We start from the raw sequence: 893 nt of genomic DNA on the forward strand, positions 1-893 counted from the left end.
ATACGTTTGACATTGTAGGGCATCCCTTTTTCCGCCAGCTCGTCCGCCCGGCGGCCCGGCTGCATACCCAACACGCCCAGCGTTGGGTCGGACAAGAAGATTTTGTCCATTGTCTCCATCAAGGTCAGGTTCTCCTCTTTTTCACCAGCAGGTCGATAATACAACTGACTTCGGTTGATGTTCAGAATCTGTGCTTGTCGGCGAATGCTCAATGGATGACTATTGTCGATCAATGCCATGCGCTCCTTCATAGACCTGCTTTTTTCAAGCTTTTTTTTAAGAAGTCGTTCTCCACCTGAAGCTGGCCGATCTGCTTAAAAAGGTTGTCAACATCGACAGATTCCTCTTCCTTGGCCGCCTCATCTCCGAAAGCTTTTTCTGCGCGATCCAGAAATTCCCGTTTCCAGGCCGATACCTGCGTTGGATGAATTTCGAATCTGGTCGCTAATTCGCTCAACGACTCTCGTTCTTTCAAGGCTTCAACAGCCACCATTGCCTTGAATTTTGCTGTGAATTTCCTACGGCTTTGTTTCATTGTTTCATCGGTTTAATGTCAAGTTACTAAACTTAACCGATGGCCTCAATTTTGGGGAGTATTACAAACTGCCGATCAAACTTCTTACGCTGGTTCCGGCTCATTTCATTTGAACGAAAAACCAAATTCTGCCTCTAAAAGATAGATAAATCTGTCCAATTGCTCTGAGAGGTAATTCTTAGCCTTATGAAGGGCCATTTCAGCTACCTTCTTAGGGTGACACTTCATGTATTTTTTAATATTAAAGGCAATTGCCGCCATCAGCATCGTCTTGTGGGCCCCATCGATTCCGAGTACCGGAATCTTGTTGAGCCCATAATATTGTGTTAAGCTGCCAAACACCGGTTCGACTGTTCCC

Annotated in this window: 2 protein-coding genes and 1 pseudogene; all 3 read right to left on the bottom strand. The window is 45.8% G+C overall.

Features of this window, described 5'->3' with window-relative positions:
* Positions 1-251, bottom strand: a pseudogene (locus LZD49_RS34510) (hypothetical protein); the annotation flags it as partial.
* A complete protein-coding gene (locus LZD49_RS34515; protein ID WP_234673076.1) occupies positions 248-535 on the bottom strand; it encodes a transposase in 288 nt (95 codons plus the stop codon). The gene LZD49_RS34515 and the pseudogene LZD49_RS34510, both read right to left, overlap by 4 nt.
* A gap of 105 nt (positions 536-640) precedes the next feature.
* The coding region (locus LZD49_RS34520; protein ID WP_234673078.1) for a transposase at positions 641-893 on the bottom strand (253 nt) is incomplete at its 5' end.

The sequence above is a fragment of the Dyadobacter sp. CY261 genome (assembly GCF_021440085.1).
GTDB lineage: Bacteria > Bacteroidota > Bacteroidia > Cytophagales > Spirosomataceae > Dyadobacter.

Bases quoted from the DNA above. Each gene is read 5' to 3' on its own strand.
- LZD49_RS34515 (WP_234673076.1), bottom strand. From the start codon at position 535: ATGAAACAAAGCCGTAGGAAATTCACAGCAAAATTCAAGGCAATGGTG.